The sequence below is a fragment of the Microbacterium sp. LMX7-1.2 genome (assembly GCF_040675935.1).
Taxonomy (GTDB): Bacteria; Actinomycetota; Actinomycetes; order Actinomycetales; family Microbacteriaceae; genus Microbacterium.
This window is the reverse complement of the sequence record NZ_JBEGIL010000001.1, coordinates 1,339,162-1,355,801: the sequence shown is the minus strand read 5'-3', so window position 1 is coordinate 1,355,801 and position 16,640 is coordinate 1,339,162. Positions and strand designations below refer to the sequence as shown.

Sequence of the window (16,640 nt, the reverse complement as noted above, 5' to 3'; positions counted from 1 at the left end):
AGATCGGTGGGATGACCTGCGCGTCCTGCGCAGCGCGCATCGAGAAGCGCCTCAACCGCATGGACGGCGTCTCGGCCTCGGTGAACTACGCGACCGAGAAGGCGCACATCGAGGTCTCTCCGGGCATCGCCGCCGACGACCTCATCTCCGAGGTCGTGCGCAGCGGCTACACCGCAGCCCTTCCGCGAGCCGTGGAATCAGACGCCCAGGATCCCGCCTACCGGATGCTGCGCCGACGCCTCTTCGTGGCGGTCGCGCTCGCCGTGCCGGTCATCCTCCTCGCCATGATCGAGCCCCTGCAGTTCCCCGGGTGGCAGTGGGCGTCGCTCGCACTCGCCACCCCGGTCGTCCTGTGGGCAGCCTGGCCGTTCCACCGTGCGGCCGTGATCAATGCGCGGCATCGCACCGTGACCATGGATACGCTGATCTCGGTCGGTGTCACAGCGGCCTACCTGTGGTCGCTGTACGCGCTGTTCTTCGGAACCGCGGGCATGTGGGGCATGACGCATCCGTTCCGCTTCACGATCGAACGCGGCGACGGCCTCGGCAGCATCTACCTGGAGGTCGCGGCGGGCGTCACCATGTTCCTGCTGCTCGGGCGATTCCTGGAGCAGCGCTCCAAGCGTCGAGCCGGCGCGGCGCTGCGCGCCCTCGGGGAGCTCGGAGCCAAGGACGTGTCGGTCGTACGCGAAGGCGTGGAGGAGCGGATGCCGCTCGCCCGCCTCGGGGTCGGTGACGTGTTCGCGGTGCGACCGGGGGAGAAGGTCGCGACCGACGGCATCGTGGTCGACGGTGTGTCCGCCGTGGACGCCTCGATGCTCACCGGGGAGTCAGTGCCCGTCGAGGTGCGAACCGGCGACGCGGTGACCGGTGCGACCGTCAACGTCGGGGGTCGACTGCTCGTCCGCGCCACTCGCGTCGGAGCGGACACGCAGCTCGCACGGATGGCGCAGCTCGTGGAGGAGGCGCAGTCCGGCAAAGCCGACGCGCAGCGACTCGCCGATCGGCTCTCCGCCGTGTTCGTCCCCATCGTCTTCGGCATCTCGGCGCTCACGCTCACGATCTGGCTGCTGAGCGGCGGAGGAGCTGCGGGGGCCTTCACGGCCGCGGTGGCCGTTCTCATCATCGCCTGCCCCTGTGCCCTCGGATTGGCGACTCCCATGGCGCTCCTGGTCGGCACCGGGCGCGGCGCACAGCTCGGCGTGCTCATCAAGGGACCCGAGGTGCTCGAGTCCACACGACGGGTCGACACGATCGTGCTCGACAAGACGGGCACCGTCACGACGGGGCGGATGACTCTCGCCGACGTGATCCCGGCGGACGGCGAGGACGAGGATGCCGTGCTGCGGTACGCCGCGGCGCTCGAGGACGCCTCCGAGCATCCGATCGCGCAGGCCGTGGTGCGCGGCGCGACCGAGCGGTTCGGCGCGATCCCGACCGTCACCGACTTCCGCAGCGAGCAGGGGCAGGGCGTGGCGGGCGTCGTCGACGGGCACACGGTCATCGTCGGCCGTCCGGCGTTCCTCGCCGACTGGGGGCTCGTGCTCGACGACCGGCTCGCCGCGGCGTTCACGGCGGCGGAGGCGCAGGCCCGTACCGCGGTGGCAGCCGCATGGGACGGCCGAGTCCGCGGCATCCTCGTGGTGGCCGATCGCGTCAAGCCGAGCAGTCCGGCGGCGATCGCCGCGCTGCGCGACCTGGGACTGTCCCCGGTGCTGCTCACGGGAGACAACGAGCGGGCGGCCATCGCGGTCGCCGCGGAGGTCGGCGTCGACCGCGTGCGGGCCGGAGTCCTTCCCGAGCAGAAGGCAGCCGAGATCGCCGCCCTGCAGAGTGACGGCGCGGTCGTCGCGATGGTCGGCGACGGAGTCAACGACGCTGCCGCGCTGGCGCAGTCCGACCTCGGCATCGCCATGGGGTCGGGGGCGGATGCCGCGATCGAGGCGTCCGAGCTCACCCTCGTGCGCGGCGACCTGTGGGGAGCGGTCGACGCGATCCGCCTCGCCCGTCACACGCTCGCGACCATCCGCGGCAACCTGTTCTGGGCTCTCGCGTACAACGTCGCCGCGATCCCGCTCGCGGCCCTCGGGCTTCTCAACCCGATGCTCGCCGGCGCGGCGATGGCGTTCTCCAGCGTGTTCGTCGTCCTGAACAGTCTCCGTCTGCGGCGGTTCCGGACGGCGGCGCCCTCGGCGTGACCCGGCGCCTCCGCCGGTATGAACTGGTAGCGACCCCGGCGCGTGGATATATTGGCCCTACGGAATCGTTCCGGACGCACGTTCATGTTCTGGGGAGCGATATGCGGGTCATCGCGGTGATCGCCGGAGGGCTTCTCGTGGTCGGCGGAGCCGTCCTCGTCGTGGTCGCCGACCAGCAGCGCGTCGACGCCGTCGCCGAGGCGAAGGCCGCCGTCATCCGTGCCCAGGAACGCCTCGACGAGGCGCAGGACCGCACCGAGCTCCTGGCCGCGCAGCTCACCGCCCTCCGCTCCACGATCGCCGAGCAAGACGCGCAGATCGCCGACGCGACCGGATTCCTGCCGTGAGAGCCGCATGGTGATCCGGCGGGTGCTCTCGGTCCTCGTCGTGGGCGCCGTGATGATGAGCGGCGGTCTGATCGCGCGCGCGGTCGCGCTCGACGAGGAGCGCGCCGACGTCATCGCCGAGCTTCAGGCCGTGACCCAGTCGACCGACCGCACGCAGATGCGCGCCGACCACCTCGCGGGGATGATCGAGATCGCCGAACGCGACACCGCCGACCGCGCGGCCGTGCTCGAGGTGCGTCCGGCCTTCCTCGACGAGATCGCCGCATTCGGCGCCGTGATCAACGGCGCGGGCGCCGCCGTGGACACCTCGACCCACAGGGCCGCGGCTGTCTCCGCCCAGCAGACCGTGCTCGCCGAGCACGACGACCCCGCCGTCGTGGTCGCCGCGACCGCGACTGTGCACGCCCTCACCGAGAAGGTCGGGGAGGAGGTCGCCACCTGGCAGGCGGCGCAGTCGGCGGGCCCGGGTGGGCCGCGGTGGTCGTCCAGCGGGCCGGAGGGCTACGCCCGCGTGCGCGCCGCGCTCGACACCGTCGGCGGGGCGGGGGTCGGACTCTACGAATCGGCCTCGTGCGCGGGCGGCACGGCTCCGGCCTGCGCCAACAGCAACGGCTACATCAAGTACCGCGCCGACATCGCAGGGTGGAGCACCGAGAGGCTGAACTGGGCGATGGCGCATGAGCTCGCCCACATCTACCAGTTCCAGGTGTGGGGCTCGCTGAACTCGGCGGACGCCTACCGGTCGCTGTTCGGCGGCGACCCGGAGTTCCTCGCGAACTGCATGGCTGTCGTCCGCGGCTACCCCGGGTCGGTGGGATGCGACACCGCGCAGCAGGCCTGGGCCTCCGGCATCTGGGTCGGCGCGGTGCGCTGAGGCGTCTCGACCTCGCTCCGTCGAGCGTCAGCCCGGTGGCGTCGTCGTGTCTATCGGTGTCGTCGTATCGATCGCCTCACGCAGGGGGCGGCGCATCACCCGCCAGTACGAAGAGGGGTCCAGCCTCACGAGCACGTCGATCAGGCGGGCCTCGCGGCCGACCATGGTCCGCGGGCGGCGACGCTCGGTGGCGCGGACGATCTGCGCCGCGGCATCCGTCGGGTCCGTGTGGTACATCCGCGCCTGCGCCGCTGCGGCCCGTGCCGCCACTGCGGGATCGATCGCCGCGGCGTAGCGTCCGTGCAGGATGATGCCGGTGCGCACGCCGGCGGGGTACACAGCGCCCACCGTCACAGAGGTGCCCTCGAGCTCGTGCCGGAGCGCCTCGGAGAAGCCGCGCACCGCGAACTTGCTGAGCGCATAGGGAATGCGTCCAGCCGGCGCGGCCAGCGCGTACACGCTCGCGAGATGGGTGATGTGCGCGGCAGGGGCGGTTCGCAGGGCGGGCAGCAGCGCCTTGGTGATCGACACCGTGCCCCAGAGGTTCACGTCGGTCAGCCAGCGCATCTCCTCCATCGTGAGCTGGTCGAGCGTGCCGAGCATCGAGGATCCCGCGCACGTGATGAGGGCGTTGATGCGCGGATGCGAACCCTCGACGTCGCGCGCCGTGGTCGACACCGCCTCGTCGTCGCGCAGATCCACGACGTGCGTGGTCACCGTCCCGCCGAGTCCGGCCGCGAGGTCTGCCAGCGCCTCCGCATTGTGGTCGAGCAGCGCGAGGTGCACGCCCCGCGGGGCGAGGAGCCGGGCGATCTCTGCGCCCATCCCGCTCGCCGCACCCGTGATCACGGTCGTGCTCCCGGTCAGCGCGAGACGCCTCATGCCTGCTCCTCCCGCCGCTGATCGGGAGCGGCGCCGATCCCCGGGCGGGTCCTCGCGACCCGCATCCGCTCCATTCTGTCCGACCGCTCGCGGGGGCGAAACCGGTACGCTCGAAGGGAGGAGGTTGCGGTGGGACGAACGGCTGAGGCCATCGCGGAAGGCGTCGCGATCGCGACCGCTGCCGCGCGCCTGGCGGTCAAGAACCACATCCTCATCGGAACGATCGCCGAGGGCGGGGTCTTCGACACGCAGAAGTACATGGACGATGCGCGCGAGGCGCTGCGAGCCATGGCGGAGGAGTCCGAGGAGGCGGAGGAGAACCTCACCGCGCTGCGCAAGCGAGCCAGGGGACGCCACTCCGATCCTTCGGGCACTCACGACTACCGCGACAGAGACGTGCGCAACCTCCGACGTCGGGCCAAGCAGTCGCACGGCGTCGCGACGCGCCTGCGCGAGATGATGCAGGACGACGCGGCGTTGACGACGATCGTCGAGGAGGCCCGCGAGGCAGCGTGGTCCGACGTGCGCCACAACCTCGACCGCCGTCTGCGCGTGGAGGGCATGCGTCCCGACCAGGATCCCGACTACGACCGGATGCGCGACGCGAGGATGCAGGCCCTCCGCCTCGTCGACCTGCAGGCGCTGTCCTCGCTGCAGCGCGCCAAGGCGAAGCGCACGAAGAAGCAGCAGAAAGTCGAGGAGCGGGCGTCCTGACCCGTCGATTCGCAATCGCCTGAGGACTGTTATAAGCTGTTCCACGGCCCGCTGAGCGGTCCAGGAGCGCCCGTAGCTCAATGGATAGAGCATCTGACTACGGATCAGAAGGTTAGGGGTTCGAGTCCCTTCGGGCGCACATCACCGGAAATCCCCGTCGCATCTGCGGCGGGGATTTCTGCATCCCCGTCGGTTCCCGCAACCGATCGTGCACTGGTGGGCGGTCGCGCTACGCGTCGGGTGCCGGGGCGAGGCGGTACAGGACCTGCGGCCGTCCGCGTTTGCCGTAGCGGTGCGCCAGGTCGATCACGCCCGTGGCCACGAGATGGTCGAGGTACCGGCGGGCGGTCGCGCGCGAGAGCGCACAGGTCGCCGCCACCTCGGAGGCCGACATCGAGGCGACCGGATCGAGGACGGCGACGACGCGGGCCATCGTGACCTCGGCGAGCCCCTTCGGCAGCCCCTCCGGCCGCTCCGCCGCCGTCGCAGAGGATCCCTTCGCGGCACGGTCGGTGAGGCGGATGCTGCCGGTGGCCAGCAGTCGATCGACCTCGCCCTGCGCGAGCGGACGTTCCTGCTCGTCGAGGTCGCGGATGCGGCGTCGTGCCTGATAGTCCTCCAGTCGCTGCTGCAGGACCTCCTGGGTGAAGGGCTTGATCAAGTACCCGACAACGTGCGCGGCGAGCGCCTGCCGCACCGTGACCTGGTCGCGGGAGGAGCTGATGACGAGGACGTCTAGTCCTTCCGCCGACCGGGCGCGGAGCCGGTGCAGCACCTCCACTCCGCTGATGTCCGGCAGCCGCATGTCGAGCAGGAGCAGATCGACGTCGTCCGTCACCTGCGCGAGCGCTGCGGCCCCCGTGCCCGCGGTGCCGACCAGGACGAAGCCGGGCGTCTCGGCGATGAACCGGCCGTGCAGAGCACGGGCGCCGGGATCGTCGTCGGCCACGAGAACGCGGATGCCGCTCACCGGGTCGCCTCCATCTCGAAGTCGAAGCGCGCCCCGCCGAGACCGGAACGCCCCACCTCGATCACGCCGCCGCGCGCCATCACCGTGCGACGGACGAGGTCGAGCCCGATCCCGCGTCCACCTCCCGCGTGATCCGACTTCGAGGAGTACCCGCGCGCGAACACCCGCTCGACGTCGGCGGGGTCGATGCCGGGGCCGTCGTCCTCCACCGAGCCGACCAGCGTCCGCCCGTGCTCCGCCAGTGAGCAGCGCACGCGATGGGCGCCCGCCTCTCCTGCATTGCGGCAGAGGTTCGCGAACACGAGCAGCACGCCTTCGTCGATCTCGATGTCGCGATCCATCTCGAGTTCGAGCCGTGCGCCGAGCACGGTGAGCTCCGTCTGCACCGCCTCGATCGCGGCGCTCGTCACGGGCGACCCTGCCGCTGCCGGGCGTGCGGAGGTGAGCACCGGCACGATGCCGTCGATGTACGCCAGCGCGTCGTCCGCGTCGCCGTGCGACACCATCCCGTGGATCACGTGCAGGCGTGTGCTGAACTCATGGGACTGCTCGCGCAGCGCAGAGGTGATGCGCCGCAGGTGCTCGTGCTCGGCCGCTTCCTCGTCGAGCCGGCGGAACCGCCGTTCGATCGCCGCGCCGACGGCGGAGCTCGCGAGCGTGCCGACGACGAGTGCGCCGATGATCCAGGGCAGGATGTCGCCGAGAGCCTCGTCGCGACGTGCCGCGAGGCTCGACTCCAGCACGCCGACGGCCACCATGCCGATGATTCGATCGCCATCGCCGTACACCGGGACCTTCGCGCGCAGCGAGCGGCCCGAGGGGCCCGTCTCGGTGCCGAGGAACTCCTCGCCAGCCAGCACCGTCGCGTTCGTGGTCGACACGCGAACTCCGCGTTCGGAGGCGTCCGGATGCGTGATCCGCACTCCCTCGTCGTCGGTGATCACGACGTAGTACACCCCCGCGGCCTGCCCGACGATGTCGGCGAGCGGCTGCAGCTCCTCGGTCGCGGCGGCGAGGTCGTCCGCGTCCGCCAGATCGTCCTCGTCACCGCTGTCCACCGAGGACTCCAGGGTGCGTCGCACCTCGGGGAGCACCGCGAGACTCGTGGCCACCTCGTGCACGCGATCGGCGGTGGATGCGCGGATGCTGCGCTCCTGCGCCGCGATCGCGACCCACGCCGTCGCTCCGACCGCCGCGAGCACGATGAGACTGGGCAGCACGAGCATCCCGAGGCGCGCGGCGCGGGCGCCACTGCTGCGTCTCATCTCGGCTGCCTCTCCGTCGCTGGATCGCCGCGCTCCGCTCTCCCATGAGCATCTATGAGCACAAAGCCGAGCGCACGCGACGTGCGCTCGGTCCCTTGCCATCCTAATAACCGTCTTGCGGCGACAACGGTGTCCGCATGAGGAGGCAATGATGACGACGGGTTCATCGGGTACGCGGGTTCTTCCGCGCGTCATAGGCGGCACAATCGCCGCCGCGGCGATAGGCATCGCCGCGTTCGGGTCCATCACGTCGGCTGCGGCGGGTCAGGACATCCACGCGTCGATGACGATCATCGCTCCGGCCGCGGCCGGCGGCGGATGGGACGGCGTGGCGCGCGAGCTCCAGCAGGCGCAGAAGGCGAACGGGCTCGTCAACAACGTCCAGGTCGTGAACATGCCCGGCGCCGGCGGCACGATCGCTCTCGGCAACGTCTCCGTTCTCGAGGGGCAGCCGAACAACCTCCTCGTCGGAGGCACGGGCCTCATGGCCGCGACGATCCAGTTCGGCTCCGCCGCCACGCTCGACGATGTGACGCCGCTCGCCGTGGTCGTCGAGGAGTACGACGTCATCGTCGTGCCCGCGGATTCGCCCTACGAGACGCTCGACGACCTCGTCGAGGCGTGGAAGGCCGACCCGAAGGGCGTCCCGTGGACCGGCGGCGGCTCGTTCGATCAGCTCGTCGTCACCGACCTCGCCCTCAGCGCGGGCATCGCCCCGCTCGACACGACGTACATCTCGTCCGACGGCGGAGGTGAGGCGATCCAGGCGCTCCTCAACGGCACGGCCCAGGCGGCGGCCGGCGGGTACCCCGACAACATCGATCAGATCGAGTCCGGCCGGCTGCGCGCGCTCGCCCTCGTCGCCGAGGAGTCGGTCGACGGCATCGACATCCCGACGGCGGCCGAGCAGGGGTACGATATATCGCTCACGAACTGGCGCATGCTCGCCGCCCCGGCAGGGCTCGAGGACGAGCAGGTCGACGGTCTGCGCGAGCTCATCGCCGACTCGATCGCGACCCCGGAGTGGAAGGACGCGATCGAGCGCTACCGCTGGACCGAGCGGGTCATCATGGGCGAGGAGCTCGACGCGTTCCTCGCGGACGAGCACACCCGCATCGAGCAGCTGTACGAAGAGATGGGGCTGTGATGTCATCGAACAATCCGACGGCGGTGTCGGCGGTCGTCGGGCAGCGCCTGGCGTTCGGCGCCGGTCCGGGCCGGGCTGCGGCCCTGCTCAAGAGCCTGACGATGCCCACGGTCCTGGTCGCGTTCGCGACCTACCTGCTGGTGGGGATCATCACCATGAAGGTGCCGGAGGGATCAGCGTTCCCCGGGCCGCAGTTCTTCCCGATGCTGATCACCGCGGGGCTCTACCTGTTCGCGACACTGCTCGTCGTGGGGGCGGTGCGCGAGCACCGCACAGAGCCCGACAGCGCGGCATCCGGCCCGGCGACGCCGACCGCTCCGGCATCCGCATCCGCTCCCGAGAAGCCGGCCGTGCCGCGCACGGTCCGCGTCGATGCGAGGTCGCTCGCCTGGGTCGTCGGCTCGTTCCTCGTCTTCGCGCTCGTGCTGAACATCCTCGGCTGGATCATCGCCGCAGGACTCCTGTTCTGGTGCATCGCCCGCGGCTTCGGCTCGACCCGCTGGCTGTTCAGCCTCGTGGTGGGACTCACCGTGAGCTCGCTCTCGTACATCGCGTTCGACATGGCGCTCGGCATGTCGCTGCCCTCGGGCATTCTCGGCTGGGGGTTCTGACATGGATGTGCTTCAGCTTCTCGCAGAGGGCTTCGCCGGCGCGCTGACCTGGCAGAACCTCGTCTGGGTTCTGATCGGATGCCTGCTCGGCACCGCAGTCGGCGTCATGCCGGGCCTCGGCTCCTCGATGGCGGTCGCCCTGCTGCTGCCCGTGACCTTCTCGCTCGAACCCACGGCCGCGTTCATCATGTTCGCGGGCGTCTACTTCGGTGGCCTGTTCGGCGACTCGACCATGGGCATCCTGATGAACACCCCTGGACAGGCGTCGGCCATCGCCTCGACCATCGAGGGTCACAAGATGGCCCGGAACGGACGAGCGGCGCAAGCCCTGGCCACCGCCGCGATCGGCGCCTTCATCGGCGGTTTCATCGGCTCGATCGTCGTGGTCTTCCTCGCCCCCGCTCTCGCCGACTTCTCGAGCAGGTTCGGACCGGCGGAGTTCTTCGCGCTCGCCGTGTTCGCCTTCGTGGCGACGTCGTCGGTCGTCACCGACAACGTCATCAAGGGCCTGACCTCACTGTTCCTGGGTCTCGGCATCGCTGTGATCGGCGTCGACGGCGTCTCGGGAGCCCCGCGCTTCACCATGGGCTCCCCGAACCTCTTCGACGGCGTCTCGCTGGTCACCGTGACCGTGGCGATTCTCGCGCTCGGCGAGGTCATCTACGTCGCGTGCCTGGAGCGGCACATGAAGGACAAGGCGCTCATCAAGCCGTCGGGACGGCCCTGGCTCACCCGCGGCGAATTCAAGGAAGCGGCTCCCGCCTGGTTCCGTGGAACGGCGATCGGCCTGCCGTTCGGCGTGGTGCCGGCGGGCGGCTCCGAGATCCCGACCTTCCTCGCGTACGGACTCGAGAAGCGTCTCGACGCGCGCCGGGCGCGCCCGAAGTTCGGCACCGGCGCGATCCGCGGTCTGGCCGCACCGGAGGCGGCCGGCAACTCGACCACGAGCATGGCGATGGGCGCGCTGCTCGCCCTGGGGCTGCCGATCTCCGCGACCGCGGCCATCATGCTCGCCGCTTTCCGTCAGTACGGGCTGCAGCCCGGTCCGCTGCTGTTCGAGCGGGCGCCCGAGCTCGTGTGGGCGCTGCTCGCGAGCTTCTTCATCGCGATTATCGTGCTGCTCATCCTGAACCTCCCGTTCGCGATGCTGTGGGCCAAGCTGCTGCTCATCCCTCGTCCCTACCTGTACGCGGGGATCACGATCTTCTGCGCGCTGGGCATCTATGCGACGAGCGGCTCGACGTTCGATCTGCTCATGCTGCTCGGCATCGGTCTGCTCGGATTCCTGATGCGGGCGCTCGACTACCCGCTCGCCCCGCTGATCATCGGCATGGTGCTCGGTCCGCTCGCCGAGACGAGCCTGCGCGATGCCGCGATGAGCGCGAACGGCGACTTCTCGGTGCTGGTGCAGGGGCCGATCTCGATCACGCTGTACGCGCTGCTCGCCGTCGTGCTGCTGCTCGCGGTCCGCGGACGCATCGTCGCCCGCGCCCAGGCCAAGGCCGAGGCGAAGAAGGAGACCGTCGACGCCTGACGCCTGGCGGGGGATTACCGCGGACGAAAGATGGGAAACGCATCGGAAGCCCCCGCTTCCGATGCGTTTCCCATCTTTCAGTGGCCGCGGACCGGGCGGGGCGGGCGGGTGGGGTGGGTCAGCCGAGGAGGGTGACGCCGAAGTCGGACACGACGGTGCGCAGCTCGACGAGGTAGCGCTGCGCCTGGTCGGTCAGGGGGATGGCGGAGTGGCCGATCCATCCGATCTCGATGCGCTCGTCGACGTCGAGCGGGATCGCGACGATCTCGGGGTCGAGATCGTCGCTGATGATGCCGGTGGAGATCGTGTAGCCGTCGAGGCCGATCATGAGGTTGAAGATGGTCGCGCGATCCGAGACGCGGATCTCCTGCGCGCTGGACAGGGTGGAGAGGATCTCCTCCGCGAAGTAGAACGAGTTGTTCGCGCCCTGGTCGAAGGTGAGGCGGGGGAGGCCGGCGAGGTCGTCGAGCGTGACGCGGTCGCGCGCGGCGAGCGGATTCTTGCGCGAGATGAAGATGTGCGGGTCCGCGAGGAACAGCGGGCGGAACGCGAGTCCCGAGTCGCGCAGCAGCTTGTCGATCACGCTGCGGTTGAAGTCGTTGCGGTACAGGATGCCGAGCTCGCTGCGCAGCGTCCGCACGTCCTCGATGATGTCCCACGTACGGGTCTCCCGCAGCGAGAACTCGTACTCCGCGGCGCCGCTGGACCTGACCATCCGCACGAACGCGTCGATCACGAACGAGTAGTGCTGCGCCGAGACGCCGAGCAGCCGCCGCGACGGCGGTCGGCCGAGATAGCGCTGTTCGAGCAGCTCGACCTGTTCGGTGACCTGGCGCGCGTACCCGAGGAACTCCGCGCCGTCTGCGGTGAGCGTGACGCCTCGGGCGGAGCGGAGGAGGAGCGTGCGTCCGGCGCGCGCTTCAAGATCCTTCATCGCGGCGGACATAGTCGGCTGCGACACGTAGAGCAGGTCGGCGGCCGCGCTGATCGATCCCTCCGCCGCGACCTCGACGAAGTAGTGGAGCTGCTGCAGCGTGATGCCGCTCGATGCGCGAGCCATAGGTAAAGACTATATCCGCGCATAGTCGAGGGTAGTTACCTGATATGACCCTAAGGCGCGCACGATGGAGACACCGACTTCCAGCAGATGGGCCCGCTCATGGCGAACGACTTCACGTTCCACATCACCACCACGCGCTTCGACGAGGACTACACGCCGTCCGAGGACTCGCGGATCACCACGAACTTCGCCAACCTCGCCCGCGGCGAGCATCGCCAGGACAACCTCCGCAACGCCCTGACCATGATCGACCGGCGATTCAACGACCTCGCACACTGGGACAACCCGACCCGAGATCGGTACACGCTCGAGCTCGAGATCATCTCGGCCGCCCTCGAGTTCGCCGACGGCAGCGACGACGAGCACTTCCCGCTGCTCGAGGTCCTCGACATCGGGATCGTCGACCAAGCGACCGGGCGTCGCCATCACGGCATCGTGGGGAACAACTTCTCGTCCTACGTGCGCGACTTCGACTTCAGCATCCTGCTGCCCGCAGCGACCGAGGCGGCGGGACGATTCACCGTCCCCGACGACTTCGGATCGCTGCACGGCAAGCTGTTTCGTCACTTCCTCGACTCGGCGGCGTACCGCGAGCGCTTCACGACCTCGCCCGTCATCTGCATCAGCGTCTCGACGAGCAAGGAGTACCGCCGCACCGAGAACCACCACCCGGTCCTCGGCGTCGAATACGTCCAGGACGACGACGGCTCCCTGACCGACGCCTACTTCGGGAAGATGGGGCTCACGGTGAGGTACTTCATGCCTCCGGGGAGCGTCGCACCGCTCGCCTTCTACTTCGAGGGCGACCTGCTGAACGACTACACGAACCTGCAGCTGGCCGGCACGATCGCGACGATGGAGACGTTCCAGAAGATCTACCGTCCGGAGATCTACAACGCCAACTCCGCGGCGGCGAGCGTGTACCGCCCTACACTCGACCAGCACGACTACTCGACGACCCGCATCGGCTACGACCGCGAAGAGCGCAGCCGCCTCGCCCTCGCGCAGGGCAGGCACACGGAGGAGCACTTCATCAAGCCGCACGGGGACCTGCTGGCTCGATGGGTCGCAGGCGACCCGGTCCGCCTCACGGCGTCGGCCCCGGTCGCGGCCGCGTGAGCGTCCGGACGGCGCAGGCCGTGAACACGCTCCTCCCCACGTCGATCGTCGGCAGCCTTCCCAAGCCCTCGTGGCTCGCGCAGCCCGAGACGCTCTGGTCGCCGTGGAAGCTCGAGGGCGAAGCGCTGACCGAGGGGCGGCAGGATGCTCTGCGCAGCGCCGTGCTGGAGCAGACGCGTCGCGGCATCGACGTCATCAGCGACGGCGAGCAGACCCGCCAGCACTTCGTGACGACGTTCATCGAGCACCTCAGCGGCGTCGACTTCGATCAGCGCGAGACCGTGCGGATCCGCGATCGGTACGACGCGAGCGTGCCGACCGTGGTCGGAGCGGTCAGCCGGGAGAAGCCGGTGTTCGTCGACGACGCGAAGTTCCTCCGCCAGCAGACCGATCGGCCGATCAAGTGGGCGCTGCCCGGGCCGATGACCATGATCGACACGCTGTCCGACCGGCATTACCGCAGCCGTGAGAAGCTCGCCTGGGAGTTCGCGACGATCCTCAACCAGGAGGCACGGGAGCTCGAGGCGGCGGGCGTCGACGTCATCCAGTTCGACGAACCCGCCTTCAACGTGTTCTTCGACGAGCTGAAGGACTGGGGTGTCGCGACGCTCGAGCGGGCGGCCGAGGGGCTCCGCGCCGAGACCGTCGTGCACATCTGCTACGGCTACGGCATCAAGGCGAACACCGACTGGAAGGCGACCCTGGGGCCGGAATGGCGTCAGTACGAGGAGTCGTTCCCGCTGCTGCAGAAGTCGATCATCGACACGGTGTCGCTGGAGCGCGCGCACTCGCACGTGCCGCTCGATCTCATCGAGCTCATCCGGGGCAAGAAGGTCATGCTCGGGGCCATCGACGTCGCGAGCGAGAAGATCGAGACGCCCGAGGAGGTGGCCGACGTCCTGCGCGACGCGCTGGAGTTCGTGGATGCCGACAAGCTCGTGCCGAGCACCAACTGCGGCATGGCGCCGCTGCCCCGCAGTGCAGCCCTTGCCAAGCTGAGCGCGCTCAGCGCGGGGGCGGCACTGCTGCGCGAGGAGCTCGCCGGGGCCTGAGGCGTCGGCCGTGCTCGCGCCCGGGCCGTTCCGCACCCGGCGCGAGATGCCGTCAGCCGAGCAGGCTCGTGATCGCGGGGTCGCGGCGGGCGACCTCCGCGGCCGTGGCGACGATGACGTCGCGCATCGCGGCGACCGCCGTGGCGGGGCTGACGTCTGCGCGGTGGGCGAGGCTCACGACGCGGGTCATGGTCGGGTGGGTCAGCCGCACCGACCGCAGCGCCGGCTGGTCGAGCAGCACCATCGCCGGCACCACCGCGACGCCCACGCCGCGTTCGACGAAGCGCAGGAGCGCGTCCATCTCGGCCCCCTCCAGCACGTGGTTCGGCGTGAGTCCTGCGGCGCGGAACGCGGCATCCGTGGCGGCGCGCAGCTCGTAGGTCTCGTCGAGCGCGATGAGCGGCAGGGTGGCGAGGTGCGCGAGGCCGATCGACGGTGTCACGGCGATCGGCGGGCGCGAGGCGGCCGAGACCACCACGAGCTCCTCTGTGAGCAGCGGCATGCGCGTGAGGCTGAAGCCTGAGGGCGGCGGGCCGTCGGACTCGGTGATGAGCGCGATGTCGACCGCTCCCACGCCGAGTTGGTCGACGAGGAGCCGCGATCCGCTCTCGATGAGGTGGAGGTCGACGCCCGGATGCGCGGCGTGGAACGTGCTCAGTGCTTCCGCGACGAGGCTCGTGCACAGCGTGGGCGGGGCGCCGAGGCGCACGCGTCCGCGACGGAGCCCCGCGAGCTCTCCCATCTCCTCGCGGATCGCCTCGGCCTCGGCGAGCATCCGCTGCGCGCGGGGGAGCATCGCCTCACCTGCGGCGGTGAGCGCGATGTGGCCGCGCGCACGATGGAACAGCTCGACGCCCACTTCGCGCTCGAGCGTGGAGATCTGCCGGCTCAGCGAGGGCTGCGCCAGGTGGAGGTGCTCGGACGCCCTCGTGAAGTGACCCAGTCGGGCGACCTCGACGAAGCTGCGGAGCTGCTCCAGGTTCATGCCCGCAGTCTATCGAAACCAGTGAAACTATGCATTGGACGCTATTAGGATGACCTAACTAGCGTGGATCCCATGAGTACACGCGAACGTCAGATCTCCACCACGGTCCTCGTCATCGGGACCGGCGGATCCGGCCTCCGGGCCGCGATCGAGGTCGCCGAGCACGGCATCGACGTCCTCGCCGTCGGCAAACGCCCCCGACAGGATGCCCACACCTCGCTCGCCGCCGGCGGCATCAACGCCGCACTCGGCACGATGGACGCCGAGGACAGCTGGCAGCAGCACGCCGCCGACACCATCAAGGAGAGCTACCTGCTCGCCAACCCGCACACGGTCGAGATCGTGACGCAGGGGGCCGAGCGCGGCATCCGCGATCTGGAGCGCTGGGGCATGGACTTCGCCCGCGAGGACGACGGCCGCATCTCGCAACGGTTCTTCGGCGCGCACACGTTCCGCCGCACGGCCTTCGCCGGCGACTACACGGGTCTGGAGATCCAGCGCACGCTCGTCGCGAAAGCCGATCAGCTCGAGGTCCCGATCCTCGACAACGTCTACATCACGCGCCTGCTGGTGCGCGACAACGTCGTGTTCGGCGCCTACGGCTTCGACCAGGCAGACGGCACGCGCTACCTGATCCACGCGGATGCCGTGATCCTCGCCGCGGGCGGACACAACCGCATCTGGCGACGCACCTCCTCGCGACGCGACGAGAACACCGGCGATTCCTTCCGGCTCGCGGTCGAGGCGGGCGCGCGGCTGCGCGATCCCGAGCTCGTACAGTTCCACCCCTCCGGGATCATCGAGCCCGAGAACGCGGCGGGCACCCTCATCTCCGAGGCGGCGCGCGGCGAGGGCGGCATCCTCCGCAACGCCCTCGGCGAGCGGTTCATGGACAAGTACGACCCCGAGCGCATGGAGCTCTCCACCCGCGATCGGGTCGCGCTCGCCGCATACACCGAGATCGCCGAGGGGCGCGGCACCGAGAACGGGGGCGTCTGGCTGGACGTGTCGCACCTGCCGCGCGAGACGATCATGACCCGGCTGCCGCGCGTCTACCAGACGATGATGGAGCTGCAGATGCTCGACATCACGACCGATCCGATCGAGATCGCGCCCACCGCGCACTACTCGATGGGCGGCGTGTGGGTGCGTCCCGACGACCACCAGACCGACGTCGACGGGCTCTACGCGATCGGCGAGGCATCGAGCGGGCTCCACGGAGCGAACCGGCTGGGCGGCAACTCGCTCATCGAGCTCCTCGTCTACGGACGCATCGTCGGCCAGGCGGCCATGGCCCATGCAGCGGGGCTCGACGCGCAGCGCCGGTCGGCGGATGCCGTGGCGCAGGCCCGCGCCGAGATCGACGACCTGCTCGCGGCCGACGGGCACGAGAACGTCCGCGCCCTGCAGCGCGCGATCCGCAACACCATGACGGAGCACGCGGGTGTCGTGCGCTCGGAGGACGGACTGCGGGCGGGACTCGCGGACCTCGACATGATCGAGGGGCGGCTGGAGGACATCGGCATCCACCCCGACATCGCCGGGTTCCAGGACCTCGCCCACGCGTTCGATCTCAAGGCCTCGGTCATCGCGGCGCGAGCGACCCTCGAGGCCGCGCTGGAGCGGCGCGAGACCCGCGGATGCCACAACCGCAGCGACTACCCCGACACCGACCCGACGCTGCGCGTGAATCTCGTGTGGAGCCCGAGCACCGGCGTGACCCGTGAGGAGATCCCACCCGTTCCGGAGGAGATCGCCGAACTCATGCGTGAGGTCGACACGACCGGCAAGCTCGTCGAGTAGTCACCCGAACCCGTTCCGGTCGCACTCCGTGCCGTCGCCGCGCCCTCGGAGCGGCACGACCTGCGACCGGAACGTGGGC

The 16,640-nt window shown here is 69.9% G+C and carries 15 protein-coding genes and 1 tRNA gene; 11 read left to right on the top strand and 5 right to left on the bottom strand.

All coding sequences use genetic code 11. The features are described from left to right. The first annotated feature begins 11 nt into the window (after window positions 1-11). The 3 genes from MRBLMX7_RS06640 to MRBLMX7_RS06630 all read left to right on the top strand — a co-directional run bounded on the left by MRBLMX7_RS06640 (window position 12) and on the right by MRBLMX7_RS06630 (window position 3,419). Window positions 12-2,198 (top strand): heavy metal translocating P-type ATPase, encoded by a 2,187-nt coding sequence (locus MRBLMX7_RS06640; protein ID WP_363370849.1) that lies wholly within the window; start codon window positions 12-14, stop codon window positions 2,196-2,198. Window positions 2,199-2,299: 101 nt separating this feature from the next. Next, window positions 2,300-2,545 (top strand): hypothetical protein, encoded by a 246-nt coding sequence (locus tag MRBLMX7_RS06635; RefSeq protein WP_363366868.1) that lies wholly within the window; start codon window positions 2,300-2,302, stop codon window positions 2,543-2,545. A gap of 7 nt (window positions 2,546-2,552) precedes the next feature. Further along, window positions 2,553-3,419 carry a hypothetical protein gene (locus MRBLMX7_RS06630; RefSeq protein ID WP_363366866.1) on the top strand — a complete coding sequence of 289 codons (867 nt, stop codon included), beginning with the start codon at window positions 2,553-2,555 and terminating at the stop codon, window positions 3,417-3,419. Window positions 3,420-3,446: 27 nt separating this feature from the next. Here the strand turns inward: MRBLMX7_RS06630 and MRBLMX7_RS06625 are convergent, their stop codons facing one another. Further along, on the bottom strand, window positions 3,447-4,301 hold the full coding sequence (locus MRBLMX7_RS06625; protein WP_363366864.1) for an SDR family NAD(P)-dependent oxidoreductase: 855 nt from the start codon (window positions 4,299-4,301) through the stop codon (window positions 3,447-3,449). 129 nt (window positions 4,302-4,430) lie between these two features. Here MRBLMX7_RS06625 and MRBLMX7_RS06620 point away from each other — a divergent pair, with 129 nt between their 5' ends. Further along, window positions 4,431-5,015 (top strand): asparagine synthase, encoded by a 585-nt coding sequence (locus MRBLMX7_RS06620; RefSeq protein ID WP_363366863.1) that lies wholly within the window; start codon window positions 4,431-4,433, stop codon window positions 5,013-5,015. A 66-nt stretch (window positions 5,016-5,081) separates the two neighbouring features. Continuing rightward, window positions 5,082-5,154 (top strand) — tRNA-Arg (locus MRBLMX7_RS06615). 90 nt (window positions 5,155-5,244) lie between these two features. Here the strand turns inward: MRBLMX7_RS06615 and MRBLMX7_RS06610 are convergent. Further along, window positions 5,245-5,985 (bottom strand): response regulator, encoded by a 741-nt coding sequence (locus tag MRBLMX7_RS06610; RefSeq protein WP_363366862.1) that lies wholly within the window; start codon window positions 5,983-5,985, stop codon window positions 5,245-5,247. Then, window positions 5,982-7,250, bottom strand: coding sequence for a sensor histidine kinase (locus MRBLMX7_RS06605; RefSeq protein ID WP_363366860.1), 1,269 nt, complete (start codon window positions 7,248-7,250; stop codon window positions 5,982-5,984). Before MRBLMX7_RS06605 ends, MRBLMX7_RS06610 begins: the two co-directional genes overlap by 4 nt. A gap of 151 nt (window positions 7,251-7,401) precedes the next feature. On the opposite strand from MRBLMX7_RS06605, the gene MRBLMX7_RS06600 reads away from it, so the two are divergent. The 3 genes from MRBLMX7_RS06600 to MRBLMX7_RS06590 are packed head-to-tail and all read left to right on the top strand — an operon-like array spanning window position 7,402 to window position 10,542. Further along, complete coding sequence (locus MRBLMX7_RS06600; RefSeq protein WP_363366858.1) at window positions 7,402-8,397, top strand: tripartite tricarboxylate transporter substrate binding protein; 996 nt, start codon at window positions 7,402-7,404, stop codon at window positions 8,395-8,397. Further along, entirely contained in the window at window positions 8,397-9,008 is a 612-nt protein-coding gene (locus tag MRBLMX7_RS06595) for a tripartite tricarboxylate transporter TctB family protein (protein ID WP_363366856.1), read from the top strand. The genes MRBLMX7_RS06600 and MRBLMX7_RS06595 overlap by 1 nt, the downstream gene beginning before the upstream one ends. 1 nt (window position 9,009) lies before the next feature. Then, window positions 9,010-10,542 carry a tripartite tricarboxylate transporter permease gene (locus MRBLMX7_RS06590; protein ID WP_363366854.1) on the top strand — a complete coding sequence of 511 codons (1,533 nt, stop codon included), beginning with the start codon at window positions 9,010-9,012 and terminating at the stop codon, window positions 10,540-10,542. 118 nt (window positions 10,543-10,660) lie between these two features. Here the strand turns inward: MRBLMX7_RS06590 and MRBLMX7_RS06585 are convergent, their stop codons facing one another. Then, a complete protein-coding gene (locus MRBLMX7_RS06585) occupies window positions 10,661-11,602 on the bottom strand; it encodes a LysR family transcriptional regulator (RefSeq protein WP_363366851.1) in 942 nt (313 codons plus the stop codon). 99 nt (window positions 11,603-11,701) lie between these two features. Here MRBLMX7_RS06585 and MRBLMX7_RS06580 point away from each other — a divergent pair, with 99 nt between their 5' ends. Together MRBLMX7_RS06580 and MRBLMX7_RS06575 are read left to right on the top strand one after the other, a co-directional pair. Next, window positions 11,702-12,721, top strand: a complete 1,020-nt coding sequence (locus MRBLMX7_RS06580; RefSeq protein WP_363366849.1) for a putative oxygenase MesX — start codon at window positions 11,702-11,704, stop codon at window positions 12,719-12,721. A gap of 20 nt (window positions 12,722-12,741) precedes the next feature. Then, window positions 12,742-13,773, top strand: coding sequence for a methionine synthase (locus tag MRBLMX7_RS06575; RefSeq protein ID WP_363366847.1), 1,032 nt, complete (start codon window positions 12,742-12,744; stop codon window positions 13,771-13,773). Between the two features lie 52 nt (window positions 13,774-13,825). On the opposite strand, the gene MRBLMX7_RS06570 is transcribed toward MRBLMX7_RS06575, so the two are convergent. Beyond that, a complete protein-coding gene (locus MRBLMX7_RS06570; protein ID WP_050721841.1) occupies window positions 13,826-14,758 on the bottom strand; it encodes a LysR family transcriptional regulator in 933 nt (310 codons plus the stop codon). Between the two features lie 72 nt (window positions 14,759-14,830). Between MRBLMX7_RS06570 and MRBLMX7_RS06565 the strand changes: the two genes are divergently transcribed. Then, on the top strand, window positions 14,831-16,561 hold the full coding sequence (locus MRBLMX7_RS06565; RefSeq protein ID WP_363366845.1) for an L-aspartate oxidase: 1,731 nt from the start codon (window positions 14,831-14,833) through the stop codon (window positions 16,559-16,561). Window positions 16,562-16,640: the final 79 nt, after the last annotated feature.